General features: G+C 74.3%; 27 protein-coding genes and 1 tRNA gene. 19 read left to right on the forward strand and 9 right to left on the reverse strand.

Translation table 11 applies throughout. From position 1 onward, the window contains the following. Positions 1-197 precede the first annotated feature (197 nt). On the reverse strand, positions 198-2,249 hold the full coding sequence (locus tag AC07A4_RS30825; RefSeq protein WP_478604856.1) for an MDR family MFS transporter: 2,052 nt from the start codon (positions 2,247-2,249) through the stop codon (positions 198-200). Between the two features lie 157 nt (positions 2,250-2,406). Here AC07A4_RS30825 and AC07A4_RS30830 point away from each other — a divergent pair, with 157 nt between their 5' ends. Then, complete coding sequence (locus AC07A4_RS30830; protein WP_478604859.1) at positions 2,407-3,453, forward strand: peptidoglycan-binding domain-containing protein; 1,047 nt, start codon at positions 2,407-2,409, stop codon at positions 3,451-3,453. 26 nt (positions 3,454-3,479) lie between these two features. Here the strand turns inward: AC07A4_RS30830 and AC07A4_RS30835 are convergent, their stop codons facing one another. Both AC07A4_RS30835 and AC07A4_RS30840 read right to left on the reverse strand, forming a co-directional pair. Next, positions 3,480-4,139, reverse strand: a complete 660-nt coding sequence (locus AC07A4_RS30835) for an HAD-IA family hydrolase (protein ID WP_478604862.1) — start codon at positions 4,137-4,139, stop codon at positions 3,480-3,482. A gap of 332 nt (positions 4,140-4,471) precedes the next feature. Further along, positions 4,472-5,050: a TMEM165/GDT1 family protein gene (locus AC07A4_RS30840; RefSeq protein WP_478604865.1), complete on the reverse strand. Its 579-nt coding sequence runs from the start codon at positions 5,048-5,050 to the stop codon at positions 4,472-4,474. 487 nt (positions 5,051-5,537) lie between these two features. Between AC07A4_RS30840 and AC07A4_RS30845 the strand changes: the two genes are divergently transcribed. The 4 genes from AC07A4_RS30845 (at position 5,538) to AC07A4_RS30860 (ending at position 10,764) form a co-directional block, all read left to right on the forward strand. Next, positions 5,538-6,185 carry an HNH endonuclease family protein gene (locus AC07A4_RS30845; protein ID WP_478604868.1) on the forward strand — a complete coding sequence of 216 codons (648 nt, stop codon included), beginning with the start codon at positions 5,538-5,540 and terminating at the stop codon, positions 6,183-6,185. Between the two features lie 98 nt (positions 6,186-6,283). Next, complete coding sequence (locus AC07A4_RS30850; RefSeq protein WP_478604871.1) at positions 6,284-7,927, forward strand: alkaline phosphatase D family protein; 1,644 nt, start codon at positions 6,284-6,286, stop codon at positions 7,925-7,927. Between the two features lie 225 nt (positions 7,928-8,152). Beyond that, entirely contained in the window at positions 8,153-10,234 is a 2,082-nt protein-coding gene (locus AC07A4_RS30855) for an FAD/NAD(P)-binding protein (RefSeq protein ID WP_478604874.1), read from the forward strand. Positions 10,235-10,305: 71 nt separating this feature from the next. Next, positions 10,306-10,764 carry a DoxX family protein gene (locus AC07A4_RS30860; RefSeq protein ID WP_478604876.1) on the forward strand — a complete coding sequence of 153 codons (459 nt, stop codon included), beginning with the start codon at positions 10,306-10,308 and terminating at the stop codon, positions 10,762-10,764. Between the two features lie 162 nt (positions 10,765-10,926). On the opposite strand, the gene AC07A4_RS30865 is transcribed toward AC07A4_RS30860, so the two are convergent. Beyond that, positions 10,927-11,466 carry a superoxide dismutase family protein gene (locus tag AC07A4_RS30865; RefSeq protein ID WP_478604879.1) on the reverse strand — a complete coding sequence of 180 codons (540 nt, stop codon included), beginning with the start codon at positions 11,464-11,466 and terminating at the stop codon, positions 10,927-10,929. Between the two features lie 271 nt (positions 11,467-11,737). Between AC07A4_RS30865 and AC07A4_RS30870 the strand changes: the two genes are divergently transcribed. Then, complete coding sequence (locus tag AC07A4_RS30870; RefSeq protein WP_478604881.1) at positions 11,738-12,358, forward strand: DedA family protein; 621 nt, start codon at positions 11,738-11,740, stop codon at positions 12,356-12,358. A gap of 412 nt (positions 12,359-12,770) precedes the next feature. Here AC07A4_RS30870 and AC07A4_RS30875 read toward each other — a convergent pair whose 3' ends face one another. Then, positions 12,771-12,989 carry a DUF2277 domain-containing protein gene (locus AC07A4_RS30875; RefSeq protein ID WP_478604884.1) on the reverse strand — a complete coding sequence of 73 codons (219 nt, stop codon included), beginning with the start codon at positions 12,987-12,989 and terminating at the stop codon, positions 12,771-12,773. A 126-nt stretch (positions 12,990-13,115) separates the two neighbouring features. Here AC07A4_RS30875 and AC07A4_RS30880 point away from each other — a divergent pair, with 126 nt between their 5' ends. The 9 genes from AC07A4_RS30880 (at position 13,116) to AC07A4_RS30920 (ending at position 17,887) form a co-directional block, all read left to right on the forward strand. Next, a complete protein-coding gene (locus tag AC07A4_RS30880) occupies positions 13,116-13,472 on the forward strand; it encodes a hypothetical protein (protein WP_478604886.1) in 357 nt (118 codons plus the stop codon). Positions 13,473-13,679: 207 nt separating this feature from the next. Continuing rightward, positions 13,680-13,976: a hypothetical protein gene (locus AC07A4_RS30885; RefSeq protein WP_478604888.1), complete on the forward strand. Its 297-nt coding sequence runs from the start codon at positions 13,680-13,682 to the stop codon at positions 13,974-13,976. A gap of 134 nt (positions 13,977-14,110) precedes the next feature. Further along, on the forward strand, positions 14,111-14,647 hold the full coding sequence (locus AC07A4_RS30890; RefSeq protein ID WP_478604889.1) for a hypothetical protein: 537 nt from the start codon (positions 14,111-14,113) through the stop codon (positions 14,645-14,647). 160 nt (positions 14,648-14,807) lie between these two features. Then, on the forward strand, positions 14,808-15,536 hold the full coding sequence (locus AC07A4_RS30895; protein ID WP_478604891.1) for a DUF6879 family protein: 729 nt from the start codon (positions 14,808-14,810) through the stop codon (positions 15,534-15,536). A 15-nt stretch (positions 15,537-15,551) separates the two neighbouring features. Beyond that, a complete protein-coding gene (locus AC07A4_RS30900) occupies positions 15,552-16,388 on the forward strand; it encodes a helix-turn-helix domain-containing protein (protein ID WP_478604893.1) in 837 nt (278 codons plus the stop codon). Between the two features lie 87 nt (positions 16,389-16,475). Continuing rightward, a complete protein-coding gene (locus AC07A4_RS30905; RefSeq protein WP_478604895.1) occupies positions 16,476-16,718 on the forward strand; it encodes a hypothetical protein in 243 nt (80 codons plus the stop codon). Further along, the gene (locus tag AC07A4_RS30910; RefSeq protein ID WP_478604898.1) at positions 16,715-17,107 is read left to right on the forward strand and encodes a hypothetical protein; all 393 of its coding nucleotides are present in this window, start codon (positions 16,715-16,717) and stop codon (positions 17,105-17,107) included. Before AC07A4_RS30905 ends, AC07A4_RS30910 begins: the two co-directional genes overlap by 4 nt. Then, the gene (locus AC07A4_RS30915) at positions 17,104-17,457 is read left to right on the forward strand and encodes a DUF6415 family natural product biosynthesis protein (protein WP_478604900.1); all 354 of its coding nucleotides are present in this window, start codon (positions 17,104-17,106) and stop codon (positions 17,455-17,457) included. Before AC07A4_RS30910 ends, AC07A4_RS30915 begins: the two co-directional genes overlap by 4 nt. Continuing rightward, a complete protein-coding gene (locus AC07A4_RS30920) occupies positions 17,450-17,887 on the forward strand; it encodes a hypothetical protein (protein ID WP_478604903.1) in 438 nt (145 codons plus the stop codon). The genes AC07A4_RS30915 and AC07A4_RS30920 overlap by 8 nt, the downstream gene beginning before the upstream one ends. Positions 17,888-18,020: 133 nt before the next feature. Here AC07A4_RS30920 and AC07A4_RS30925 read toward each other — a convergent pair. Further along, positions 18,021-18,095: transfer RNA gene (locus AC07A4_RS30925), tRNA-Val, on the reverse strand. Positions 18,096-18,291: 196 nt separating this feature from the next. Here AC07A4_RS30925 and AC07A4_RS30930 point away from each other — a divergent pair. From AC07A4_RS30930 to AC07A4_RS30945, 4 genes are all read left to right on the forward strand, one after another. Then, on the forward strand, positions 18,292-19,092 hold the full coding sequence (locus AC07A4_RS30930; RefSeq protein ID WP_478604906.1) for a DUF4097 family beta strand repeat-containing protein: 801 nt from the start codon (positions 18,292-18,294) through the stop codon (positions 19,090-19,092). Between the two features lie 162 nt (positions 19,093-19,254). Then, the gene (locus AC07A4_RS30935; protein WP_478604907.1) at positions 19,255-20,598 is read left to right on the forward strand and encodes a hypothetical protein; all 1,344 of its coding nucleotides are present in this window, start codon (positions 19,255-19,257) and stop codon (positions 20,596-20,598) included. A 55-nt stretch (positions 20,599-20,653) separates the two neighbouring features. Beyond that, positions 20,654-21,277 carry a bifunctional 4-hydroxy-2-oxoglutarate aldolase/2-dehydro-3-deoxy-phosphogluconate aldolase gene (locus AC07A4_RS30940; RefSeq protein ID WP_478604909.1) on the forward strand — a complete coding sequence of 208 codons (624 nt, stop codon included), beginning with the start codon at positions 20,654-20,656 and terminating at the stop codon, positions 21,275-21,277. 55 nt (positions 21,278-21,332) lie between these two features. Beyond that, complete coding sequence (locus tag AC07A4_RS30945) at positions 21,333-22,256, forward strand: sugar kinase (RefSeq protein WP_478605051.1); 924 nt, start codon at positions 21,333-21,335, stop codon at positions 22,254-22,256. Between the two features lie 27 nt (positions 22,257-22,283). Here the strand turns inward: AC07A4_RS30945 and AC07A4_RS30950 are convergent, their stop codons facing one another. The 3 genes from AC07A4_RS30950 to AC07A4_RS30960 form a co-directional block, all read right to left on the reverse strand. After that, the gene (locus tag AC07A4_RS30950; RefSeq protein WP_478604912.1) at positions 22,284-22,493 is read right to left on the reverse strand and encodes an FmdB family zinc ribbon protein; all 210 of its coding nucleotides are present in this window, start codon (positions 22,491-22,493) and stop codon (positions 22,284-22,286) included. Positions 22,494-22,750: 257 nt separating this feature from the next. Next, a complete protein-coding gene (locus tag AC07A4_RS30955) occupies positions 22,751-23,482 on the reverse strand; it encodes an HAD family hydrolase (RefSeq protein ID WP_478605054.1) in 732 nt (243 codons plus the stop codon). A gap of 86 nt (positions 23,483-23,568) precedes the next feature. Continuing rightward, a complete protein-coding gene (locus tag AC07A4_RS30960) occupies positions 23,569-26,142 on the reverse strand; it encodes a phosphoribosyltransferase (RefSeq protein WP_478604914.1) in 2,574 nt (857 codons plus the stop codon). Positions 26,143-26,178 lie beyond the last annotated feature (36 nt).

Consider the following 26,178-nt stretch of genomic DNA (forward strand, 5'->3'; position numbering starts at 1 on the left):
ACACCCCATCCGCCCCGAGGGGCCCGCGGACGAAGCCACGGAGTCACGGGCGGGCGGGTGGGAAAGCGCCCGGCGCAGCCGCCGGGGGCGGGGACGCCGGGGAGCACCCCATCCGCCCCAAGGGGCCCGCGGACGAAGCCACGGAGTCACGGGCGGGCGGGTGGGAGAGGGCCCGCCCCGGCTAGGGGGCACAGGGCTCAGCGGGGCGCACCCCTCGCGGGGGCCCGGGGGCGTTCACCGTCCGACCCGCACATCTCCCCGCTGAGCTCCGCCACGAGCCGCATCAGATCGGTCGGCCGCCCCGGGGCCCACCAGTCGCCAAGCAGCTCCGCCAGGGACTCCTCACGGGCCCGCGCCAGCCCCGCGGCGACCTCCCGGCCCTCGGGCGCGAGCCGCAGGCCAAGGCCTTCGCGCACGGCCAGGCGGCGCTCCTCCAGCTGCCGCGCGGCCTGCGTGACGACGGTCAGCGGCACCATGCTGCGCTCGGTGAGCGTGGCGGGCTCCACGTGCCCGTGGCGGGCGACCCGAAGGAGCAGCCAGCTGGCGGCGGGCAGCAGGTCGTACCCGGCCCGCCGGGTGATGTCCTCGTAGACCGCGCGCCGCCCCTCGCGGGTCCCGAGGACGGACAGGGCCCGCGCCACCTCGTCGTACGAGGAGCGCTCGACGGGGTTGCTGGCGAGCGTCTGCGTGGGGTCGGGCGCGGTGACCGCGCCGCGCAGCCTGTCCTCGCGCAGGAACCAGGCGAGGGCGAAGGCGACGACGGCGACCGGGGCCGCGTACAGGAAGACGTCGGTGATCGACGTCGCGTACGCCTCCACGACGCCGGGCCGCAGCGCGGCGGGCAGCTCCGCGATGCCGCGCGGGTCGGCCTTGAGGGAGTCGACGCTGACGCCGGGCGGCAGGTCCTGGCCGCCGAGGGACGCGGCGAGCTTGTCCCCGAGCCGGCTGGTGAAGACGGTGCCGAAGACGGCGACGCCGAACGACGCCCCGATGGAGCGGAAGAAGGTCGCGCCGGAGGTGGCGACGCCCAGGTCCTCGTACCCGACGGCGTTCTGCACGATCAGCACGAGCACCTGCATGACGAGGCCGAGCCCGAAGCCGAAGACGAAGAAGTACGCGCTCATCTCGAAGGTGGGGCTGTCCGGCTTCAGCTGGTGCAGGAGGAGCAGGCCGAGGGCGGTGACGCCGGTGCCCGCGATGGGGAACACCTTCCAGCGGCCGGTGCGGCTGACGATCTGGCCGGAGCCGGTGGACGAGATCAGCATGCCCGCGACCATGGGCAGCATGTGCACGCCCGACATGGTGGGCGACACGCCCTGGACGACCTGGAGGAACGTCGGCAGGTACGTCATCGCGCCGAACATCGCGAAGCCGACGACGAAGCTGATGACCGCTGACAGCGCGAAGGTCCGCACCCGGAACAGCCGCAGCGGGATCACCGGTTCCGCGGCCTTCCGCTCGACGGCGACGAAGCACACCGCGAGGACGGCGCCGAGCACCGCGAGCCCGATGAGCTGCGGCGAGCCCCAGTCCCAGGTGGTGCCGCCGAGGGAGGCGACGAGGACCAGGCAGGTGGCGACGGAGGCGATGAGGAAGGTGCCGAGGTAGTCGATGGTGTGCCGGGCGGAGCGGGCCGGGATGTGCAGCGCGGCGGCGATCACGACGAGCGCGACCACGCCGACGGGCAGGTTGACGTAGAAGACCCAGCGCCAGCTCAGGTGCTGGGTGAAGAGCCCGCCGAGCAGCGGCCCGAGCACGCTGGTGGCGCCGAAGACCGCGCCGAACAGGCCCTGGTACCTGCCGCGGTCGCGGGGCGGGACGAGGTCGCCGACGATCGCCATCGACAGGACCATGAGCCCGCCGCCGCCGAGTCCCTGCAGGGCGCGGAAGGCGATGAGCTCGGTCATGTTCTGGGCGAGCCCGCACAGTGCCGAGCCCGCCAGGAAGATCACGATCGCGGCCTGGAAGAGCTTCTTGCGCCCGTACTGGTCGCCGAGCTTGCCCCACAGCGGCGTGGCCGCCGTGGCGGCGAGCAGATACGCGGTGACGACCCACGACAGGTGCTCCATGCCGCCGAGGTCGCTGACGATCGTCGGCAGGGCGGTGGCGACGATGGTCTGGTCGAGGGCGGCGAGCAGCATGCCGAGCAGCAGCGCGCCGATGGAGACCAGTACGCCGCCGGACACCTGGCCCTCGGGCCCGCTTCCGCGCTCCGGACCTGCCGGGCGCGCGCTCACGTCCTGCGTCATGGACACCTCCCCGGGTGCTCCTCCTCTCCATCGTGGTCCGAGTCACTCGTTATGGCCTGTTGAGCCGCGACGGCTCGTCGCGCGTCATGGCCCCGCGCGCCGTGCGGCTGCATACTCCAGAGGAGCTCCATGGGGCCACCGAGGGAGGGAGCACCCAGTGAGCGAGGCGAGCGGGAGGCCCAGGAGGCCTGAGGAGCCTGTCTTACCTGAGGAGCCTGCCTTAGGGGCCGGGCCCGGATCAGGGCCCGGCGGGGCGGCGGGCGCGGGCCGCCGAAGGCCGGACGCGGCGGCCGCGGGAGCCGCCGCGCGGGCGCCGGAGGGGCTCTGCCCCGGCTGCGGCGCGGCGCGTACGCCCGAGGGCGCCCCCGCGTGCGGCTGCGCGCGGCGGACCGCGGCCGCGGTCCTGCGGACGCGCTCGGCGCAGGCGGCGGCAGCGGAGGACTTCGATCCGCTGCGCATCCGTCCGTACGTGACGCTGCCGGAGCCGCGCACCCCGCTCCCCGCGCTGTCGTCGGCGCCGCCGCCCGAGCCGCGGACCGCCGAAGCCGGGGGCGCGTCCCCGGCGGCTTCGGCGGCCGGGCCGCGCAGGCGGGCGGCGCGGCGGGGCAGGACGGCGCTGCTCGCGGGGGCGGGGGCGCTGGTCGCGTCGGCGGCGGTGTTCGCCACGGGGATGCTCTGGGGGCGCGACGGCGGCGACGGCTCCGACCGGGCGCTGCCGGACACGACGGCGAGCACGGACGACCCGCCGCCCGAGGAGCCGACCGCCCGGACGTCGGCCGAGCGGATGCCGGTCCCGACGGCCGAACGCGCGTACCCGGCGCGCTCCGCGTCGCCTTCGCCGCCGTCACCCTCGTCGTCGGGGTCGGCGTCGCGGCGGTCGGACCCGCGGCCCAAGCACGCGCCCGCGACCTCGCCGACGCGCACGACGGCCCGCGCCACCGGCTCCGTGCTGCTTCCGCCGTCGCCGCGCCCGTCGGCGCCGCGCGCGCTGCGCCCGGGCGACCGGGGCGGCGAGGTCACCGAACTCCAGCTCAGGCTGCGGCAGTTGTCCTTGTACGCGGGCCCGGCGGACGGGGTCTACTCCCCGGCCGTCACCGCGGCCGTGGCCCGCTTCCAGTGGGCCCGCGGAGTGTCAGGGGACGTGCCCGGCACATACGGAAAGGCCACGCGCGCGGCCCTTGAGGCGGAGACGGAGGCGCCCTGAAGCGGCGGCCGGTAGGCGGCGCGGGTTCAGTCGATGGCGAGCCGCAGCGTCCCGTCCGCGGCGGCGGTGACGCGCACCTGGGTGAGGTCGTCCACGCACACCGTCGGCTCGTACGCGGCGGCGCGGGGGCCGATGCCCACGACCCGCATGCCCGCGGCCAGCCCGGCGGCTATGCCCGCGCCGGAGTCCTCGAACACGACGCAGTCGGCGGGGTCGAAGCCGAGCTCCGCCGCGCCCTTGAGGAAGCCCTCGGGGTCGGGCTTGCTGGCGCCGACGCTCTCGGCGGTGACGCGGACCGCGGGCATCGGGAGCCCGGCCGCGGCCATCCGCCCGGTGGACAGGGGCACGTCGGCGGAGGTCACCAGGGCGTGCGGGAGTCCGGCGAGGGAGGTGAGGAAGGCGGGGGCGCCGGGCACGGGCACGACGCCGTCCATGTCGGCCGTCTCGCGGGCGAGCATCTCGCGGTTCTCCGCGTGGTTCTCCGCCATGGGCCGGTCGGGCAGGAGCAGCGCCATGGAGGCGTACCCCTGGCGGCCGTGCACGACGTTCATCACCTCGTCCGGGTCGAGCCCGTGCAGGGCCGCCCAGTCGCGCCAGCAGCGCTCGACGACGGCGTCGGAGTTGACGAGGGTGCCGTCCATGTCCAGGAGGAGGGCTCGGGCGGTCAGTTCGGTCACGGCCGTCATCGGCGTACTCCAAGCGGAAGGAGGCCCGCACCGGGACGAGGGAGCGGGAGCTGGGGAGCAGAAGGGTGGGAGACAGCGACGAAAGGACAAGGCGGCCCCGCCCGCCAGGTCAGGGATACGGGCGGAGCCACTTTGTTTCCCCACGGTACAAAACAAGTCGCCCAAGCGGCAACAACCCAGGTCAGAGCGGCAATGAACGCCACCGCACCCCTCCCGCCGCCCGGCCCACGCAGCCCGTACTCCCCGCACGGCCCGTACTCCCCGCACGGCCCGTATGCCCCGCACGGCCCGTATGCCCCGCGCGCCCCGCGCGCCCGGCACAGCCGACGCCGTTACGCGATCGCCTCGTACAGGCTCCACGCGCCGAGCCCCAGCATCAGCAGGGCCGCGATCCGCGTGATGAGGGCCAGCGGCACCCGCTTCATCAGCGCCTTGCCGCCGACGATGCCGAGTCCGGCGACGGCCCACAGGGCGAGCACCGCGCCGAGGCCGACCGACAGCGGGTCGTCGTAGCGCGCGGCCAGGTTCGCCGTCATGATCTGCGTCAGGTCGCCGAACTCGGCGACCAGGATGAGCATGAAGCCCGCGCCCGACACCCGCCAGAAGCTCTGGTCCTTGGGCGCCTTGACCTCCTCGTCGTCGTCGCCCTTCTTCATCAGGAGCATCGCGGCGCCGCCGAGGAACAGCACGCCGGTGAGGGCGTGCACGAGCCGCTGGGGCGCCAGGGTCAGGACGCTGCCCGCCGCCACGGCGAGCACCACGTGCACCGTGAACGCGGCGGCGACGCCCGCGAAGACGTAGCTGGCGCGGTAGCGGGTGCCGAGGACGAGTCCGGCGAGCGCGGTCTTGTCGGGCAGTTCGGCAAGGAAGACGACGCCGAAGACGAGCGCCGTCACACTCAAGCTGATCAAGGTTCCTCAATCGGTCGGGCCACCCCACCGAGAGCCTCGCAGCAGCCTTCGCGTACGACACCTCGGCACGGCAGCGCACACGCGCGTACACGGATGCGTACGCGGGCACTGCTTGCCGAAGGTCTCGCTGGCCGCCCACCTGGGTGGGCTGCCTCCGGGCGCCGGCCCAGCTTTCGCTGAGCAGTGTGTCGACGGTCCGGCGAAGAGCTACTCCCCTTCTGCTCCGGTCATCGTACGTGATCCCCCCGGGCCCGCGAACAGGGACTTTGGTCCGCTTGCTGGCGGTGCGCGAAGTGACCTGGGCCACTCGACGGCAACTCCCGTGGCCGCACGCAGATATGACAAGCCGTGACATACCGCGAGACCCCTTGCCCCGGCCACCCTTTTGACGCGACCCTGTCACCGCTCGGGCACCTGCTGGCAACCCCACACCGCCAGCCTGTCCACGCCCGAGTGGACAACGTCCCCCCACTGCAAGGGAGTTCGCATGCCCGGAATCTACGCGCGTCGGCGCCTCACGGCCCTGGCCGGCGCCGCCGCCCTCGCCTCCGCAGCCACCCTCCTGACCGGCTCCCCCGCCCAGGCCGCGCCGCCCACCCCGGTCAGCGCCGCCACCGCCCGCACCTACCTCGGCCAGCTCACCGTGCGCGCCGAGGGCTCCTCCGACGGCTACAGCCGGGACAAGTTCCCGCACTGGATCACCCAGTCCGGCACCTGCAACACCCGCGAGGTCGTCCTCAAGCGCGACGGCGAGAACGTCCAGCAGGACGGCAGCTGTGCCGCCGTCTCCGGCACCTGGCGGTCCGCGTACGACAACGCCACCTGGACCCAGGCCTCCGACCTCGACATCGACCACGTCGTGGCGCTGTCCGAGGCGTGGAAGTCCGGCGCCAGCACCTGGACCCAGTCCCAGCGCCAGGCCTTCGCCAACGACCTCGGCCAGCCCCAGCTCATCGCGGTCACCGACAACGTCAACCAGGCCAAGGGCGACAAGGACCCCGCCGAGTGGCTGCCGCCCCTCTCCTCGTACCACTGCTTCTACGCGCGCATGTGGGTGGACGTGAAGCAGCACTACAACCTCAGCGTCGACCCGGCCGAGAAGAGCGCGCTGTCCTCGGTCCTGAACGGCTGCTGACGCACCGCCCGTCCCTCTGATCCGCCCGGTCTCGCGGAACCGTCCCGCCCGCCTCCGTCGTTCCGTACCGTACGGGGCGACGGAGGAGGGTGATCACTGTGGCACGGCTGCGTCTGGGCCCACTGCTGAGACACGTCGACGAGCGGGCGGCGACGGTGTGGGTGGAGACCGACCGCCCCTGCACGGCCGAGGTCCGCTGCGCGGACGGCGCGGGCGGCTCGGCCCGCACGTTCCAGGTCGCCGGGCACCACTACGCGCTCGTCCCGGTGACGGGACTGCGCCCGGGCACTCAGACCGCGTACGAGGTGACGCTCGACAACGCCGCCGTCTGGCCGCTGACCGGGACGCCGTTCCCGCCGAGCACCATCCGCACGCCCGCCGAGGAGCGGGACACCGTCCGCGTCACCTTCGGCTCCTGCCGCTGGGCCGCGCCGCCCGCCGGGGAGCACGACCCCGTCGGCCCGGACGCCCTGGACGCGCTCGCCGCGCGGCTCGCCGCCGACCCGGCCGCCGCGCGCCCGGACGTCCTGCTCCTGCTCGGCGACCAGGTGTACGCCGACGAGACCTCCAAGGCCACGCGCGCCTGGCTCGCCGCCCGCCGCGACCTGTCCGAGCCGCCGGGCGACCAGGTCGCGGACTATGAGGAGTACACCCACCTCTACTACGAGTCCTGGCTCGACCCCGAGGTGCGCTGGCTGCTCTCCACCGTCCCCAGCTGCATGATCTTCGACGACCACGATGTCATCGACGACTGGAACACCAGCGCCTCCTGGCTCGCCGAGACGCGGGCCACGCCGTGGTGGCGCGAGCGCATCCTCAGCGGCCTGATGTCGTACTGGGTCTACCAGCACCTGGGCAACCTGCCGCCCGCCGAGCTCGCCCGCGACGAGCTGTACGCGGCCGTGCGGGCGGCGCCCGACGGCACGGACACCCTGCGCGCCTTCGCCGCCCGCGCCGACGCCGAGCCCACCGCCGTGCGCTGGAGCTACCGGCGCGACTTCGGCCGGGTGCGCCTGCTGATGGTCGACACCCGCGCCGCCCGCGTCCTGGAGGAGGACCGGCGCGCCATGCTCGACCCCGAGGAGGCGCGCTGGCTGCGCGAGCAGGCCCTGGCGGGCGACTGCGACCACCTCCTCATCGGCACGTCTCTGCCCTGGCTCCTGCCGCATCTGATCCACGACGCCGAGGGCTGGAACGCGGCGCTGTGCCGGGGCGAGCGCGGGGCCCGCTGGGCGCGCTTCGGCGAGAACCTGCGGCGGCGCGCGGACCTTGAGCACTGGGCGGCGTTCCCCGCCTCCTTCGACGCGCTCACCGCGCTGATCGCCGAGGCGGGCTCGGGCCCGGGCGCCCCCGCGACCGTGTGCGTGCTGTCCGGCGACGTCCACCACGCGTACGTGGCCGAGCCGTCCTGGCCGGACGGGACCGGGCCCGACGCGCGCGTCCTCCAGCTCACCTGCTCGCCGGTGCACAACTCCATCCCCGCGTCGATAAGGGCCGGGTTCCGCTTCGGCTGGAGCCGGGCCGGGCGGGCGCTCGGCCGCCTCTTCGCCCGCCACGGCCGGCTGCGGGGTGCCCGGGTGCGGTGGCGGCGCACGGGTGGGCCGTGGTTCGGCAACCAGCTGATGACGCTGACGCTGCGGTCCCGCGACGCGGAGCTCCGCCTGGACCAGACCCGGGGCAAGGCCCCCCTGACCCCGACCCACGAAGCCACCCTGAACGATTCCAGCCCGTCCGGCGTTTGAGGACGAGGCGCGGAGCGCCAATGGCTTTGAGCGGGGGAACGGGGGCGGCAGCCCCCGGAGTGGGAAGGGGCGCCCGCGCGCGAAGCGCGCTGATGGACACAGCGGGGCGCACCCGCGAGGGGCACAGCCTCATATCGATCCCCCCAACCACCAACGGCCCCCCACCCCCCACCGGCATGATGCGGACCGTCCGCTTCCCCCACCCCGCCGCCAAGGGAGCCCCGTTTGCCTGCCGCCCCCACCCCCTCCCCCACCGCCGCCATAGCCGTCGTCGGCGCGGGACCACGCGGCACCAGCGTCCTGGAGCGCCTCTGCGCCTCCGCCGCCGACCTGCTCACCCCCGGCACCCACCTCACGGTGCACGTCGTGGACCCCGCCCCGCCGGGCCCCGGCCGGGTGTGGCGCACCGCGCAGGCGCCGGAACTCCTGATGAACACCGTGGCCTCCCAGGTGACCCTGTTCACCGACGCGAGCGTCGACTGCGCGGGGCCGGTGCGGCCGGGCCCGAGCCTGTACGAGTGGGCGGCGCGCGGGCACATACCGGGGCTCGGCCCCGACGACTACCCGACGCGCGCCGACTACGGCCGCTACCTGGAGTGGGTGTTCGCCGAGACGATCCGCGCGGCCCCCGGCACCGTCCGCGTCGTCACGCACACGGCCCGAGCGGTGCGCCTGCGTGACGAACCCGCCGCGGACGTACCGCCCGAGAACAGGCGGACCGAAACCGACCCCGAGCCCCGCCCCACTCCCTTACAAACCCTCACCCTCGACGACTCCCGCACCCTGACCGGCCTCGCGGCCGTCGTCCTCGCGCAGGGCCATCTCCCCGCCGCCCCCGACCACCCCCTGGCCGGGCTCACCGCGTACGCCAGGCGCCACGGCCTGCGCCACATCCCGCCCGCGAACCCGGCGGACGTCGACCTGACGCCCCTCGCCCCCGGCGAGCCCGTGCTCCTTCGCGGGCTCGGCCTGAACTTCTTCGACCACGTGGCGCTGCTGACCGAGGGCCGCGGCGGCCGCTTCGTCCGCGCGGCACAGGGCGCGCTGCGCTACGTACCGTCGGGAGACGAGCCGCGCCTGTACGCCGGGTCGCGCCGCGGCGTGCCGTACCAAGCGCGCGGCGACAACGCGAAGGGCCCCTACGGGCGGCACGAGCCCGCCCTGCTCACCCCCGAGGTGATCGCCCGCTTCCGCAAGCGCGCGGACAGCGGCGAGGCGCCGGACTTCCTGGCGGAGGTCTGGCCGCTGATCGCGAAGGAGGTCGAGACGGTCTACTACGGGGCGCTGCTGAGCGCCCGCGGTACACCGGGGCGGGCCCGGGCCTTCCGTGACCGCTTCCTCGACCTGCCCCACCAGGGACCTCAAGAGGCCGCGCTCCTCGGCGAGTTCGGGATCGACACCGTCGACCGGTGGTCGTGGGAGCGCCTCGCCCGGCCGTACGCGGGGCGGCGCTTCCGCTCGCCGCGCGACTTCCGCGCCTGGCTGCTCGGGCATCTGCGCGCGGACGCCGCGCAGGCGGCGCTCGGCAATGTCGCGGGACCGCTGAAGGCCGCCCTGGACGTGCTGCGCGACCTGCGCAACGAGCTACGGCTCATCGTCGACCACGGCGGCATCGCGGGCGCCTCGCGCCGCGCGCACCTCGACGGCTGGTACACCCCGCTCAACGCGTTCCTGTCCATCGGACCGCCCCGGCGGCGCGTCGAGGAGCTGGTGGCGCTCGTCGACGCGGGCGTGGTGGAGGTGCTCGGGCCGCGCCTCGCCGTACGGACCGGGGGCGGGGCGTTCCACGCGCACTCGCCGGACGTGCCGGGTTCGGGGGTGCGGGTGACCACGCTCGTGGAGGCGCGGCTGCCGGAGCCGGACGTGCGGCGTACGGGGGACGCGCTGCTCGGGGACCTGCTGCGGACCGGCCGGTGCCGCGCGCACGCCGTGGGCGGCTACGAGACGGGCGGTCTCGACGTGACCCCGCGCCCCTATCGGCTGATTGACCGTCAGGGGTGCTTCCACGCGCGGCGGTTCGCGTTCGGGGTGCCGACGGAGGGCGTGCACTGGGTGACGGCAGCCGGGGCACGCCCCGGGGTGGACTCGGTGACGCTTTCGGACGCGGACGCGGTGGCGCGGGCCGCGCTGCGGGCGGTGGAACACGCCTCCGAGGGAACGAACTTGGTCCAGACCATCGACAGCACGCCGGGGCAGGGCGCACCATCGGAACCGGCCGAAAGCCGCGAGGCCAGGGGCCCGCGGGGCGGCCCGATACAGGGGATTCTCATGAAACCCTTAGATGTTGAAGTTGCAAGCACTACTTAGGCACACCTATCTTGAGGAGTCAGTCGGTTCCACGTCCCCGAACCGAATCAAGACCGAAGGAGTCCCCCACCATGACTGAGCGTTTGAACAGCGCCCAGCCCTACGTCCTCGGCCTCTTCCGCATCGTTGTAGGACTGCTCTTCTTCTGCCACGGCGCCTCCTCGCTCTTCGGGGCGTTCGGCGGCACGGACGGCAACGGCGCCACCGTCGACGCGGGCACCTGGCCGGGTTGGTACGCGGCCGTCATCCAGCTCGTCGGCGGCGCCCTGGTCGCGCTCGGCCTCGGCACCCGCGCGGCGGCGTTCCTGTCCTCCGGCTCGATGGCCTACGCGTACTTCAAGGTCCACCAGCCCGAGGAGCTGTGGCCGATACAGAACGGCGGCGAGGCCTCGGCCATGTTCTGCTGGGCCCTGCTGCTGCTCGTCTTCACCGGCTCCGGCGCGTTCGGCCTCGACCGCCTCATCGCGGCGGCGCGCGGCGAGCGCGAGCAGAAGGCGACGGACTCCGACCGCTCCCCGATCGCGGCCTGATCCACGACTGGTCCACGGCTGTTCCCTGGCCTGATCCACTGTTCCATGGCCTGCCCCAAGGCCTGAGCCGCGGCCCGCGCCCTCTCGCGCCGTCCGCGTCCGCTCCGAACGGAGCCCCTGTCCCACCCGCTCACCGCGGGTGGGACAGGGGCTCCGCGCCGTCTACGCCGCCGGTGGCGGCGCGAACGGCACGCTGAAACAAGCCAGCCGCTGCCCGGCGCCGCCCTGTTCGCGGTGCAGCACGACCGCCGCCGCCTCACCTCGCCGGAAGCCCCACGTGTGGTGCGCGGACGCCGCTCCCGAGCCGTCCTTCCGGGCGGTGAAGTCCAGCCACACTTCGTTGTCCGGATTCATATCGCCGGGGTGGTGGGACGGCTTGTCCTGGTAGTGCCCTCCGGCGTCGGCCGGGTCCGCGCCGCACGGCTTCTGGTGCACGTGCACGCCGTACGCGTAGCCCGGCTCCAGTCCTTGTACGCGCAGGTCGACCCGCGTGCCGCGGCCGTCGCTTCGCTGCTTCACCTCGATCCGGGCGGCGGCGGGCACGAGCTGCTGCTCGTACGTGATCGCGGACGACGGCACGAAGGCCGTCGGCGGCGCGAACCGCCCCGCCGCGCGGACCTCCACTTCGTCCGTCCCACCGGTCGTGCCGCCCGCGGCGAGCACAGTCGCCGCGAGGGCCGAGGCCAGTACTCCTGCCACCATGGCAAGCTCCTCGTATCGCCAGGTCAGGCCCCGATTGGGGCTCTCTGTCACTGTTCGTACGGGCCGCACACCACCGTACGCCGCGACCGGGAAGCCCGCCGGTCGAACGAGCCGACTCCCGGTGAACGTGACGTAGCGAACATCTGAGCCCCCAGTGGATCTCTGGCCGACGCTCCGGCGTACGCTGTACAGCTGTCGTCAGGCCGCCACCCGCCGCTCCCCGCGAAATCGCGGCGATGAGTTGCCGACCGGGGAGTTACGGGGAGATTCGGTGTTTGAGAGTGTGGGGGCGCTGACCGGTAGCCCATGGATCTACGCGGTCGTGGCCCTCTCCGTCCTGTTCGACGTGTTCCTGCCGCTGCTGCCGAGCGGCGTGCTCGTCATCACCGCGGCCACCGCGGCCGCCGCGGCGGGCTCCGGCACCGGGCGGGTGCCGCACGACGTGCCGGACATCCTGCTCCTGATGCTGTGCGCGGCCACCGCTTCGGTCCTCGGCGACCTGGTGGCGTACCGGCTCGCCTGGCGCGGCGGCGAACGCCTCGACCGCGCCATCGCCCGGTCCCGGCGCCTGACCAGCGCGCAGGAGCGGCTCGGTACGGCGCTCTCGCGGGGCGGCGGCGTCCTCGTGGTCATCGCCCGCTTCGCCCCCGCCGGGCGCTCCATCGTCTCGCTCGGCGCGGGGGCCGCGCACCGGCGGGTGCGCGAGTTCCTGCCCTGGTCCGCGCTCGCGGGCGTGGCCTGGGCCGGGTACAGCGTGGGGCTCGGCTACTTCGGGGGCCAGTGGCTGGGGGCGACGTGGCTCGCCACCGGCGTCTCGGTCCTCGCCCTCGCCGCGGCCGGGGCGGGCGCCGCCTACCTGGTCCGCCGCCCCGCGGAGTCCCCCACCACCTGACCCTCCCGGGACCCTCCGCGCACCGGAGTCCCCCACCCACCCGCCCCTCCATCGCCGCTCCGCGCCTCGTCCTCAAGCGCCGGACGGGCTGGTTCTTGCTCCTGCCGTCTTTCGGGTGCGGGTGGCTTCGCGCTAGCGCGCTCGCTTTCTCCCCGCCCGCCCGCCCCTTTTAGGGGCGGGCGGGCGGGGAACCTCCGCCGCGAAGCGGCGGAGCACATCAGCCGACGCAGACCGGAAGAGGCCCATCCAGCCCGTCCGACGTCCGAGGGGCGAGCCGCGAAGCGGCTGAGCGCGTCAGCCGACGGTGGCGGGAGCGGACCGTGAAGCCCGTCCGGCGCTTGAGGACGAGCCGCGAAGCGGCGATGAAGGGGCGGGCGGGCGGGGGAAGAGGGGAGCCCGATACAGCCGGGGGCTACCGGGGCGCGCCCCGGACCTCCAGCGACCCGAGCAGCTCCGCGGTAGCCGCGGCAACCGCGTCGACGGCCCGGTCGAACACCTCCCGGTTATGCGCGGCGGGCACCCGAAACCCGGACACCTTGCGCACGTACTGAAGCGCGGCCGCCCGGATCTCGTCCTCGGTGGCCGTCTCGGGGATCGCGGGCGGGCGGAGCGTCTTGATGCTGCGGCACATGCATCCAGCCTGCCCCCTCAAGCCCCCGAACGAGAACTCTCGAACACACCCCGCACCCACACCCCGCACCCACACCCACACGCACACCCCTCGCCCCCCAAATTCGAACAGGAGTACTATCGCAACGTGCCCGAGTCGACCCCACCCGAGTTCCCCCATGACCTCCTCGCCGCCCAGGAGGAACTGCACCAGGTCAGATCCGAGCTCCACGCGCTGCTGCGGCGGCTGCCGTGGTCGGTCGAGCCGCACGAGGGCTTCGGCGACGACCACGGCTGGCGCAAGACGGAGCGCCCGGCCTCCCCCGGCTGGACCCCGGACGAGCAGGCCGAGGTGGAGAAGCTGCGCGCCCGCGAGCGCGACCTCGCGGTGTTCGTGACGTGCCACCGCTACTGGGAGCGGGTTTCGGGGCCGGAGGCGGTGGATACCCGGATGAGGCTCAAGCACGCCCACGAGCCGCCGCCCGCCGCGCCGGAGGAAGGCTGACCACCAGTTGCCAAGGTGCTTCGCGGAGCATTGACAGGCTCCGGCGACGGGCGTTGACTCCCCGTACGAGGGGCGAGTGAGCCCTCGTACGACCCCGCAAGTGATGAGCCGCGCTCCGGCGCCGCCCCGCCTCATGCCGCGCGGCCCCGCCCACCGTCAGCAGAGCACCGCGCCCGGCCCCCGCGTCCAGCGTGCGGAGGTACGCCCATGAATATCCTGATCGCAATCTGTCTTCTGGTCCTGATCGCCCTCGGCTTCAACGAGCCCGTGTTGTGGCTGGCCGCCGCGGTGATCGTCTACTTCCTGCTCCGCTTCCGCGACCGCGGCCCCGCACGGACCGGCTCCCCTGGAACCGGGGGCTCCGGCGGCTCCGGCTCCGGCTCCGGTAGCTCCGGCGGCACGCCCGCCTCCTACCGCGACTACCGCATCCGCCGGTCCCGCCAGGAGCGCTGGGACCGCAGGTACCGCCGTACGCACCCGAACTCGCCGACGCGGCGGGCGTAACCACGGCCGGTCGTACTTCTCACCGGTCCGGGTGACACCGCGGTTAGCCACGCCGGAGGCGGAAAGGCCTGTGCGGACACCGGGCGCCCACGGCCCGGAGAACCACGCCTCCCGCCGCCCGGAAAGCCACCCGCATGCGCCCAAGCCCCCACACCCGCCTACCGTTCCTCCCCACACTCCCCGCCCTGCTGACCCTGCTCGCCCTGCTCGGCGGCTGCGCGAGCCCCGCACCACGCCCGGCCCCGCTGCCGCCCAACGAAGTGATCAAGGCCGCCCAGCAGAAGCTCACCGACCGCTGCCTGACCCGCCAGGGCCTCACCCCGCCGCGCCCCGACGGCCACCGCCCGTCCCCGGCCGAGCAACGCCGCGTGGCCCGGGCCCTGTTCGGCACGGGCCGCACCGAACTGTCCCTGACACTCCCGACGGGCCACACGGTCCGCGCCCACACCGACGGCTGCCTCGCCGCAGCCCAACGCGAGCTGTACGGCGACCAGAAGCGCTGGTTCCGCGTCTCCACGGTCGTCAACAACCTCAAGCCGGAAGCAGCCCACACCCACCGCACCCTGACCGAGGTCCGCGCCCGCCACCGCGATGACCTCACCGAATGGCACCGCCTACGCGCCACGGCCCTCGCCCACGCCAAGACCCACCTCAGCACGCGCCCCACCTAGCCGAACCACCCAAGACGCCTCAGGCCCCCTCTGTCTTCGGGCGGGGGTTGGGTTCGACGCAGCCCGCGTGGTACCGACAACGCCGCCACGCGGGCGCCCTGTTGCCCACGATCCGGCCGCGGCTACCGTGCCCGCACCACCCAGCAGAGGGGAGTCGGTCATGGCCCGACGCCTGTGGAAGGTCGGCACGAACAGCGGCAACGACGGATGCCCCACCCTGTACGAGATCCCCGGCACGGACCGGTACGTCGTCCAGGGAGAGGCCCTCACCGACCCGAGTGAGATCGACCAGTTGGAGACGCTGACCGAGGGGGAAGGCGCCGTCATCGTCCCCCGCGAACTGCTCGCGAACTTCGGCCCCAAGGAGCCGCTGCACGTGCCCCAGTTCATCAGCTTCGACGAGTTCACCAGCATGTTCACCACCCTGAAGCACTCCGCCTGGCGGCTGGAGACTCGCCGCCGATACGCCTCCGACGAGGGCACCGACACCTACGCGCAGTTCGTGGCCGAGGGCCGCGTGGACTGGGACCTCGACGATCCGTGGTGCTGGGGGCGCCGGGAGCAGACCGCGCTGGGCAAGAGGTTCGAGCGGGCCCGGATCCTCGACGAACCGCCGACCGAGGGACAGCTGTACCTGCTCGACAACGCGCGCCGGAACGTTGCCGTCGGCGAGGACATCCGCGTCCTCACGCGCGGCAAGGCCATCGAGCTCAGCCTCCCAGAACAGGACTTCTGGGTCTTCGACAGCCGCGTCGTGGGCCTGCTGCACTTCGACGGCGAGGACGAGATCGCCCGCGTGGAGCTGATCACTGATCCTGTGCAGGTACTGCGCTACGCCCAGGCCCGTGAGGCCGCATGGCACCATGCCGTCCCCTACGACCAGGCGTGACGGTAACTTGCCCGTGTGACCACGGACTTCCAGCAGGCCCGCGAGGCCCTCGGCCGCCGCCTGCGCGAACTGCGTGGGCCGAGTAGGCAGCGGGAACTGGCAGCCCGCTTGGGGTGGCCGCAGGCCAAGGTCTCCAAGCTGGAGACCGGACGCCAGACGGCCACCCCTGAAGACCTCGCGGCGTGGGCCGAAGCCACCGGGCAACCGGCGGCCGCCGTGGAACTCACGGCGCGACTCCAGGGCCTGGAGACCCACACCAGATCATGGCGGCGCCAGCTGAGTGCGGGGCACCGGCCGGTGCAGGACGTGCTCACCATCGAGTACGAACGGTCCAAGGTCCTGCGCGCGTGGCAGGGCGCCATGGTGGTGGGGATGCTCCAGACTCCCGACTACGCCCGGAACGTCTTCTCCCGCTTCGCTGATCTCCAGCAGTCCCCTCGGGACATCGAAGAGGCCGTACTGGCTCGGGTGCGCCGTCAGGACTTGATGTACCAGCGGGGCCGCGTCTTCCACATCGTGCTGTGGGAGGCCGCCCTCCACGCTGGCCTCGCCCCGCCGGATGTGCTGGCCGCGCAGATGGACAAGCTCACCAACGTGATCGGCTTAGACACGGTGCGGTTGGGCATCGTGCCGTTCGGAGCTCAGCTCGCTCTGCCTCCGGCCACGGGCTTCTGGCTGTACGACGAGCGCCTCGTGATCGTGGAGGAGTGGCACGCAGAGCTGTGGCTCGACGATCCTGACAGCGTGGGCGTGTACCAGCGGGTGTGGGACAAGCTGAGTGCGGCAGCGGTGTACGGCACGCACGCACGAAGGCTGATCACGCGGGCTCGGGCGCACTTCACGGACACGTGAGAATCAGCGCGAATCAGCAGGCGCGGTAGGCGAATATTCGAGAATCGCGGTGAGCGCTGATTCTCGCTCATCCCTAACGTGCTGGTCATGGACGCACCGACGCGCGCCGCGCACTGCTCCGCGGACGACGCCTGGCTCACCGCCTGCTCGCTCCGGCCCGAAGTGATCTGGGAAGTACGGGACATAGACGGCCTCGCCCCCCTCGCCAGCGGCGCCCACGGGCTCGCTGCAGAAGCCTCCCTCACCGTCGCGCTGAACGCCTTGCAGCGCATCCCCGCGCACCACCGCGGGCCCTACTCGCCGACGCTTCCCGCGGAGGCATTCGGATGACCGTGCGCCAAGACCACACGCCACCCGGTCCCCCGCCCGTCGTGGAACGCCTCCGGGCCTGGGAGGCAGAGGATCATGAGCGCATCGCGGTGGCGATGCTCATCGAGGAGCGGGAACTGCTGGCCTGGCCCGCCGTACAGCGCATCCTCATCGTACCGACCGAAGACGCGGTGTACGCGGACTGGACCCACCTGTCCCTCCGCCTTTCCGAGCTGGAGCTGAGCGACGGCGAGTACGCCTTCCTGGAGGTGGTCCTCGCCATCGCGCTCGGGCGGCAGGTCCTCGTCGACCGCGTCCTGCCGCTGGGCGAGCGCCGCCTGGCGATCGTGCTGCGCGCGCTGGCCGCGTGGGCGGGCGTCGACTCCCTCGCCGTGGGGACCCGCTCATGACCCTCACGGCGGACCAGCTCGACGCCCTGCTGGAGGCGGCGTTCTCGGCGTGCGCCGAATTGCCCCCGGCGCAAGAGACCGGAGAGGTGCACCGGAGGCTCGTCACCGAGATCGAGCTGCGCCTGCCCACCGCCGAGCAGGCCGCAGCCACCGCGCGGGAGGGCAGCGACACCTGGCACGCGCACCGGAGGGTCATAGACGCCACACACGACGCACTGACCTTCGAGGGCACCGAGCCCACGCCGAGCGACAGCCCGCTCAACGCCGCGCTCCGGGTGGCCGAGCTGGGGCGCCGTCTGCGGGACCTCTCGGCGTACCCAGCTGCTGACGGAGGGCGCGCTCGTGCGTGACGTGACCCGGGAACTGCGCCTGCTCGTGGTGCCCGCCATCAACACCCTCGCCCCGGAGCAAGGGTGTGGCGCCGTCTGTGTCTGGTGCCCGCGCGCGCTACCTCCCGGCGACGGCGTCGACCTCCGCCCCGACGGGCACCTGCGCGCGTGCACGCCCTGTCACACCGTCCAGACCCGGGCCCTGGCGACGTACCTCGACTGGTACGACCACGGCATCGCGTGCACGCGCTGCCCCCTCGGCCCCTGCGACCGCGGCCAGGCCCTCGGCATCCAGCACCTGACCGCTCGGGAGCAAGCAGGGAAGTCGGAACTGCCGTGCGTGGGCTGCCGCACCGTCATCGCGGCTGGGGATCCGGTCCGCCCGCACCTCTGGCAGGGCCTGAACGGCCCCGTACTCGACTACCTCCACGCCCGCGCGTGCCCGCGATAGCGGTCGGGGTCAGCGGACGAAGCCGGCGGGAGAACGGGCAAGGGACCTGGGGATGTGGACTCCTCGTGGACTCCGGACACGGCAACGGCCCCCCGGATGCTCTCCGAAGGGCCGCTGACCCGCTCACTGGCTCTGGTGGGCGCGGACGGTTTCGAACCGCCGACATTCGCCTTGTAAGGGCGACGCTCTACCCCTGAGCTACGCGCCCAGAACGAGTGGCCAGCCTACCTTGCCGGTGGCACTGTCCCGCAAACCCGGGGGCGGGTGGGGTCCTACCCCCGTGCGGGCGGGGGCTAGCCCCACCTCGGATGCGGGAGTGGCCCGTATCCCCAGGGAGCGCGGCTTTGCCTACCGTCGAAGGGCGCTCGCGGTGGACGCCGCGAGGGGGCCAGAGGGAGAGCGTCATGAGCAGCACCGTGCACAGCCGTCGTCCGGGGCCGCGCCGTCCGCGGGGCGTGCGGATCGTCGTCGGAGTCGGCTCGACGGCGGTCGTGTTCGGGCTCGTCGCCGCCTGCGGTGCCAGCGCCGACGACGACAAGACCCCCGAGCGGCGGACGTTCGCGCTCGCGGGGCGGACGCTGACCATCGACTCCGACGACTCCGCGCTGCAGGTGGTGTCCTCGGACCGCGTCAAGGACGTGCGCGTGACCCGGTGGTTCGACGGGCGGACCGTGCTCGGCGAGGGCCCGAAGGTGACGTGGAAGCAGGACGGCGACCGGCTCACGTTCCGGGTGAAGTGCGGCGGCCTGATCAGCAACTGCTCCGCGAAGCACCGCGTGGTCGTGCCGCGCGGCGTCGCCGTGACCCTGCTCAACCAGGACGGGGCGGTGACGGCCAGCGGGTTCCGAGAGGCGCTCACCGTGCGGTCGGCCGACGGGAACGTCACCGTGCGGGACTCCAGCGGGCCGCTCGACCTGCGCAGCACCGACGGGTCGGTGCGGACCGACGGCGTCAGCTCGAAGCGGGTCACCGCGCGCGCCGAGGACGGTGACCTGCGGATCACGCTGGACGCCGTACCGGACCGGGTGGACGTGGGCAGCCGCGACGGCTCCGTGACCGTCGGTCTGCCCGAGGCCTCGTACCGCGTGGACACCAAGAGCGAGGACGGCGGCGTCGACGTGTCCGTGCCGCGCGACGACCGCAGCCCGCACCGCGTGTCCGCGCGCAGCGTCGACGGCCACATCACCGTGCGCGGGGCGAACTGACCGGCCCGTGTGTTCGTCCTCTACCGGTGGGAGAATGTGACACCGGTCGGGCAGGGCGAACGACAGCACGGGAGAGGGACAGTGACGGCGACACCATCGCAGCCGCACGTGTGCGGCACGCGGGCCACACCAGCTTCCCCACCGGCTTCCCCACCGCCGCCGGTGCCCGGCGCCCCGTCCGCGCCCTTCCGCGCCGCCCTGGCCCTCGTGCTCCTTCCGCTGCCGCTGTTCGCGGCCCTGCTGCCCGCCGCGTTCGCCGGGGGCGGCACCCGGCGGTGGTTCGGCGGGCGCGGGGAGAGCGTGCGGGCCGAGGCGCAGGCCGCCAAGGACGCGGCCGCCGCCGCGTTCTACGAGCTGGACACCGCGCAGCGCGAGCTGCGGATCTCCATCGAGACGATCGCGGCCGTCGACTCCTCGCCCGCCGCGCGCAAGGCCGCCACGGACTTCGAGGCGTTCGGGCGGCGCATCGACGAGGTCAGCCACCAGTACATCGCCGCCGTCGACGCCCACGACCTGGACCGGGACGGCCTGGAGGCGGCCGCCGCCGCCCGCGCGCGCACCGAGCTGACCGCGGCCAAGGACGCGCTCGGCACGGCCAAGCAGGACCTGGACCGGTTCGCGCGAGGCCTCGGGCCGCTCCTCGACAAGGCGGAGACACAGCTCGCGCGGCTCGCCCCGGCCGTGGAGCGGGCCCGCCAGACGCTCCTGGCGGCCAGCGAGGCCCTGGACGCGGTGCGCGGCGCGGGCCTGAAGGCCGACGACCTCGCCGGACGGCTCGCCGCGCTCGCCCCCGAGCTGACCAAGCTCAACCAGGGCGCGGGGCGGCACGGCGTCACCGACACGCTGCACCGCGCCGACCGGGTCGCGCGCGACGCCGAGGCGATCCGCGCGGAGGCCGAGCGGCTGCCCGAGCGGGCCCGCGAGATCGACCGGCGCCTGGTCTCGCTTCGCACCCGCGCCCAGGCCCTGACCACCCGCGGCGAGCAGGTCGAGCCCGTCCTCAGCGAGCTGCGCCGCCGCTTCACCGCGGCCTGCTGGCAGGACCTCCAGCGGGTGCCCGAGCAGGCCGAGGAGAACGTGCGGCAGGCGGAGACCAAGCTGAAGGAGGCGCAGCGGGCCCGCGAGGACCAGCGCTGGCCGGACGCGACGGCGCTCCTTGCGACCGTACGGGCACTCCTCGACTCCACCGACGAGGCCGTGTCGGCCGCCGGTGACCGGCTCCAGCGCCTCAACGCGGTCGCCAAGGACCCGCAGGCCGAGATCGAGCGCACCCGCTTCGCCGTCCGCGACGCGCAGCGCCTGGCCATGGCGGGCCGCCAGCGGCCCGACCCCCGCCACGCCCGGCCGCTCGACGACGCGGTGGCCCGCCTGGACCGGGCGGTGGCCGCCCTGGAGGGCCGCCACCCCGACTACTGGCACTTCCTGACCGAGCTGGAGGCGGTGCGCGCGAGCGCCGCGCGCGTGGTCGCGGGGATTCGTGAGGAGCGCGGGCAGGGCGCGGGCTGAGGGCGGATCCGCGGCCCGTGGCGGCGGGCCCGGGGGCCTGTGCGAGCCTGAGATCATGACCGACTTCCTCACCGCCCTGCGGGCCAGGCGGCTCGTCGCCATCGTGCGCGGCACCGACGCGGAAGCGTCGTTCCGTACGGTCATGGCGCTCGTCGAGTCCGGTGTCCCCCTCGTCGAGGTGTCCCTGAGCGGCTCCGACGCGCTCGGTGTGCTGCGCCGGGCGCGCGCCGAGCTCGGCCCAGAGGCCTGGCTCGGCGCGGGCACGGTCCTGACGGCCGCCGACGCCCGCGCCGCCGCCGACGCGGGCGCCAACCTGATCGTCACCCCCGGCCTCGGCCCTGGCGTCGACGCCGCCGCGCACCTGGGCCTGCCCGTGCTCGCCGGGGTCCTCACGCCGACCGACGTCATCGCCGCCACCGCGTCCGCCGCCACCGCCCTGAAGGTCTTCCCGGCCTCGGCCGTGGGCGGCCCCGCCTATCTGAAGGCCCTGCGCGGCCCGTTCCCCGACGTGCCCTTCGTGCCGGTGGGCGGCGTGGACGCGGCCGCCGCCCGGGAGTACCTGGCGGCGGGCGCCCTCGCGGTGGGCGTCGGCTCCCCGCTGACCGGCGACGCCGCGGACGGCGGCGACCTGGGGGCGCTGCGGGAGCGGGCGGCGCGGTTCGTGGCGGTGTGCGGGTGAGCGGCGTGGAGGTGTGCGGGTGAGCGGCGTGGACGTGTTCACCCTGGGCGAGAGCATGGTCGCCCTGCGCGGGAGCGGGCCGCTGAAGCTGGGCGGGGCGATGGAGGTGTCCGTCGCGGGCGCCGAGTCGAACGTGGCCATCGGACTCGCCCGGCTCGGGCACACCGTGCGGTGGGCGGGCGCGGTCGGTGCCGACGAGGCCGGTGAGCTGGTCCTGCGCACGCTGCGGGCCGAGGGCGTGGACGCCTCAGGGGCGAGCCGCGACGCCGGGGCGCCCACCGGCCTCATCCTCTTCGAGCCGCGGCTGCCGGACGTGACGCGGGTGCACTACTACCGCTCGGGCTCCGCCGGTTCCCGGATCACGCCCGACGCCGTCGAGCGGGCCTTCGGCGCGGGGCCGCCGCCGCGGCTGCTGCACCTGACCGGCATCACCCCGGCCCTGAGCGCGACGGCCCGCGCCGCCTGCGAGCGCGCCCTCGGCCTGGCGCGCGACCACGCGGTGCCGGTCTGCCTGGACGTCAACTTCCGCTCCCGCCTTTGGTCCCGCGCGGACGCGAGCGCCGTGCTGCGCTCCTGGGCGCCGCGCGTCGACGTCCTCATCGCCTCCGACGACGAACTGCCGCTGTGCCTGCCGCCGGACGGCGCGCCCGCCGCGCTCCCCGGGCAGGCCGGAGCGCTGCTCGGCCTCGGGGTCCGCGAGGTGGTCGTCAAGCTCGGCGCGGACGGCGCCACCGCGTACACCACGGCGGGCGAACTGCACCGCCCCGCGCGGCCCGTGCGGGCGGTGGACACCGTGGGCGCCGGGGACGCGTTCGTCGCCGGATACCTCTCCGCGCTGCTCGACGGCGACGACCGCGCGGGGCGCCTGGAGCGGGCGGTGACCTGCGGAGCGTTCGCGGTCGCCGGGCGGGGCGACTGGGAAGGGGCGCCCACGCGCGCGGAGTTGGGGCTCCTCGGCGCGGGCGACGTGCTGCGCTAGGGCCCTTCTCAAGGGCCCTAGGGCCTCTTAGCCGCAGCGGCCGCCGCCGCAGCAGCCGCCGGCCGCCGGGGCGGGGGCCGGGGTGGCGGCGGTGCCGCCGACCGCCACGGTCGAGAGCAGCTTCACGGTGTCCTCGTGGCCGGACGGGCAGGTGGCGGGGGCCGAGGCCTCGGCCATCGGGCGGCTCAGCTCAAAGGTGTCGCCGCAGGGGCGGCAGCGGTACTCGTAACGAGGCATGCGCAAAGGTTACGTCGCGCTGCGCCCCAGACCCACCCCTTCCCGAACCGGGTGCGGCTGCCCCCGTTCCCCCGCTCAAAGCCATTGGCGCTCCGCGCCTCGTCCTCAAACGCCGGACGGGCTAAATGCCTGCCGCAACCGGCACGATTCAGCCCCTCCGGCGTTTGAGGAGCGGGGTCTGGGGCGGAGCCCCAGTTCGGGAAGGGGCGCCCGCGCGCGGAGCGCGCTAATGGACACAGTGGGGCGTCCCACGCGGGCTACGGACCGGCCAGGAACCGCCGCAGGATCTCCTCCCCCGCCGCCACCCCCGTCTCCGGCACCACCGTGAGCCCCTCCCCGCTCCAGCCGACATCCGCGAGTTCCCCGTGCGAGGGCCGCCAGGAGCGGTCCGCCGCGGCGAGGAGGTCGGCGTCGAGGAGGGAGTCCCCGGCGGCGAGCGTCTCCGCGGCGCCGACGCGCCGCGCGACCTCGCGCATCGCCGCGCTCTTGGTGAGCGGCCGGGGCACGGCGTACACCTTGCGCCCCTGCAGGGAGACGGTCCAGCCCCGTTCCTCGGCCCACGCGCCGAGATCCTTGACCCAGCCGTCGGGGAGCAGCGCCCGCTCGACGACGAGGTAGGCGAAGAGGTCCTCGGCGACGCGCTCCTTGAGGAGCCAGGACGGGTCGGCGGCGCGCACCAGATGGGCGCGCACCTCGTCCAGGGGCGCGCAGGCGGCGGCGATGCGCTGGTCGACGGCCGCGCGCCAGTCGGGGTCGGAGACGCCGTCGACGAGCAGGTGCCCGCCGTTGGCGCAGATCGCGTACCGGGGCGCGGGCCCGGGCAGGTGGACGCGGTGGTACTGCTCGCGGGTGCGCGTGGTCGTGGGGACGAACACGGCGGCGCGGGCCAGCTCCGTCAGGAGCCCGGCCGCGGCCTCGGTGACGTACGAAAGGGGCTTGCCCTCGTACACCTCGACGCACAGCAGTCGTGGCGCGTCGGCGTCGGGCATGCGCAGGCCGAGCGCGGCGGCGGAGTAGATGAGGGTGCGGTCGAGGTCGCTGGCGACGAGCCGGACGGGGGCCGGCGGGTGGGTGCTCACGCTCCGGTCACCGCCTTGCCGTCGGCGCCGGTCGCCCCGCGCGTGTAGCGGGGGTGGATCAGTCCGACGCAGGTGTACGGCAGGTCGTCCACCTCTTCGACGGGCACGCCGCGCTGGGCGGCGAGGAGGCGGACGTGGTCGAGGTCGGCGCCCGCACCGGCCCGGGCGAGGATCTTCCAGGGCACGCGGCGCAGCAGGACGCGCGTGGTCTCGCCGACGCCGGGCTTGACGAGGTTCACGTCGTGGATGCCGTACTCCTCGCTGATGCGCTCGACGGCGGCCCAGCCCTCCCAGGTGGGGGTGCGGTCGGCGGCGAGGATGTCCTTGACGCGGGCGTCCACGGCCTCGCCGACCTCGTCGAAGCGGTCGGCGACCGCGTCCACGAAGGCGCGTGAGAGGTCGGCGCCCGCGAGCTCGCGGTAGAACTTCGCGCCGTGGAAGTCGGCGGGCCCGACGAGGTCGGCGCGCAGCACCGTGCGCGAGATCAGGCCGGAGACCGTGGAGTTGAGGCAGGCGGAGGGGACGAGGTAGTCCTCGCGGGTGCCGTAGGTGCGCACGCAGGAGCCGGGGTCGGCGAGCACGGCGAGCTCGGGGCTGAAGCCGGTGACGCCGTCGGACTCCTCGAACTCCCGTATCGCGTCGGCGAGTTCACGGGTGATGGCGCCCTTGCCGGTCCAGCCGTCGACGAACACGACGTCGGCCGGGTCGTGGTGCGCGGCGAGCCAGCGCAGCGCGTTGGCGTCGATGCCGCGGCCGCGCACGATGGAGACGGCGTAGTGCGGCAGGTCGAGGCCGTGCCGGTAGCGGGCCCAGCGGCGCATCAGGACGCCGACGGGGGTGCCCGCGCGGGCCAGGGACACCAGGACCGGGCGGGGCGAGCGCTCGGCGAGCACCGTCTCGGTGACGGTGCCGACGGCCAGCGCGACGCGGGCCGCGGACGCCCGCAGGGCGCTGTGGAACAGCTCCTGGTACTGGTCGCTCGGCTGGTACTCGACGGGCAGCGACTCCGCGTAGTGCGCGCCCCCGCTCTGGATCGCCTCCTCGCGCTCCTCGGTGGGCGCCTCCAGGGTGACCGCCGACAGGTCCTGGAGGAGCCAGCCGACGTCGTCAGGCGCGTACGAGGAGAAGGCGGGGCCGCGGAGGGGCTCGGGCAGCACGTGCGGGGACCTTTCGGGGGCGGCGGGCGGGGGCTCGGGTACGTACGAGGGGACGACGGCGAGCAGCACGTGGCCGGTGTGCGCGGCGAGGCGGTCGAGGAGGCCGCCGGGGGCGTGCAGGGCGGGGGTGTCGGCGACGGAGTCCACGACGGCGACGACCGCGTCGAAGCCGCCGCCCGCCACGTTGTAGGCGTAGCGGTCGCCGGGTCCGTCGGCCGGGTCGTCGTGGGCGGGGAAGACGAGCCGGGTGCGGATCGCGTAGCCGGGGTCGTCGACGGCCAGGACGGGCGAGCGGGTGGTGGTGGAGTAGCGGACGTCGACGGCCTCGCCGAGGCAGCCCTCCAGGGCGACGCCGAGCGCGAGCGGCGCGTACATCAGCTCTTCGAAGCCGAGGACGAGCACGCGGCGCGCCCCGGCGGGCAGCGCCGCCGCGATCCGCTCGGCCATGCCGGGCAGCGCGGCCTCCAGGCGGGCGCGGTGCGCGGGCGTGAAGCCGTGCCGCCCGCCGTCGGGGACGCCGTCGGGCCAGTTCAGGGGGGTGCGGGTGAGGGGGGTGGCGGGGGCGCGTTCGGCGCGCGGCGCGGGCACAGGAGCCGTCACGCCCCCGCGCTCGCCCGCGCCCTCGCCCTCGTGCTCGTGCTCGCGCTCGGCGACCAGCGCCTGCCCCTTCTCCAGGACGCCCTCGGGCAGCCGAACCGTGCCCGACGCGAGCGCCACCAGGTCGACGCGGGCGCCGATCTCCGCGGCGAAGGCGGCGAGGCGGTCCTGGTCGGCGGGGGCGCGCATGTCGATCAGGGCGACGATCACGTACCGCTCGCGCGGGAAGCGCTCGTGCAGGGCGCGGATGGTGTTCAGGACGGTGTTGCCGGTGGAGAACTCGTCGTCGACGAGCACCAGCGTGCCCGCGGTCGCGAGCAGCCGCGGGTCCTCGGGAAGGAGCAGGTGCGAGGTGGCGTGCGAGTGGGACTCCTCGAAGCCGCCCGCGCGCGCCACGCCCGCGACGGGGCGGCGCGTGGAGTGCAGATAGGGGGCGAGGCCGACGCCGTCGGCGACGCAGTGGCCGAGGCCGGTCGCCGTCTCCGCGTACCCGAGGACGACGGCGCGCGCGGCCTCGTCCGGGCCGAGCAGCTCCCTGACCCGCAGGCCGAGCTCGTATCCGGAGCGCCGCACCACGGACGGCAGCTGCGGCACGTGCTTGCCGAGCACGTTCGACACCAGCAGGTGCGCGCGCTTGGGGTTGCGCCGCAGCGCGAGCCCCAGCAGGCCGTGCAGCCCGGGATCCCCGTCGAGCTCCACACCGAGCCGCTCGGCGACCCACGTACCCGACCACACCACGTTCTCAGCCACGCTGTTCCCAGAGATCCCTACGTCGTTCGGCACATCGTTCGCCACGTCGTTCAGTGAGGCGTTCATTACGTCGTTCGTCGCGCCGTTCGTCACGTCGCCCAT

The sequence above is a fragment of the Streptomyces sp. NPDC043996 genome, assembly GCF_056435225.1.